The sequence below is a fragment of the Massilia glaciei genome (genome assembly GCF_003011895.2).
GTDB lineage: Bacteria > Pseudomonadota > Gammaproteobacteria > Burkholderiales > Burkholderiaceae_D > Telluria_A > Telluria_A glaciei.
In genome coordinates this window covers 1-424 of the sequence record NZ_PXWF02000319.1, presented here as the reverse complement: position 1 = coordinate 424, position 424 = coordinate 1, and the positions used below count along the sequence as shown (strand labels likewise).

Below are 424 nucleotides of genomic sequence, written 5' to 3'. Positions count from 1 at the left end.
AAACGACGCTCGTCACCTTCACCTTCTCGGAGGCCGTGACCGGCTTCACCAATGCCGACCTGACGGTCGCCAACGGCACGCTGGGCGCGGTCGGCTCGATCGACGGCGGCATCACCTGGACTGCGACCTTCACGCCAACGGCCGCCACCACCGACACCAGCAACGTGATCACGCTGACCAACGCCGCCGTGCTTGACGCCGCCGGCAACGCAAACAGCGGCAGCACCGACTCGAACAACTATGCCGTCGTCACGGCCGGCCCGACCGCCACCATCGTCGTCGCCGACGGCTCGTTGACGGTCGGCGAGTCCACGCTCGTCAGGTTCACGTTCTCGGAGGCGATCACGGGGTTCACCAATGCCGACATCAGCGTCGCCAACGGCACGCTAAGCGCCGTCGCGAGCGCCGACGGCGGGGTCACCTG

General features: G+C 67.7%; 1 protein-coding gene. It reads left to right on the top strand.

Annotation, left to right across the window (positions count from 1 at the left end; translation table 11 throughout):
- On the top strand, positions 1 to 424 hold a 424-nt coding region (locus C7C56_RS25340), incomplete at both ends, for an Ig-like domain-containing protein (RefSeq protein WP_229458991.1).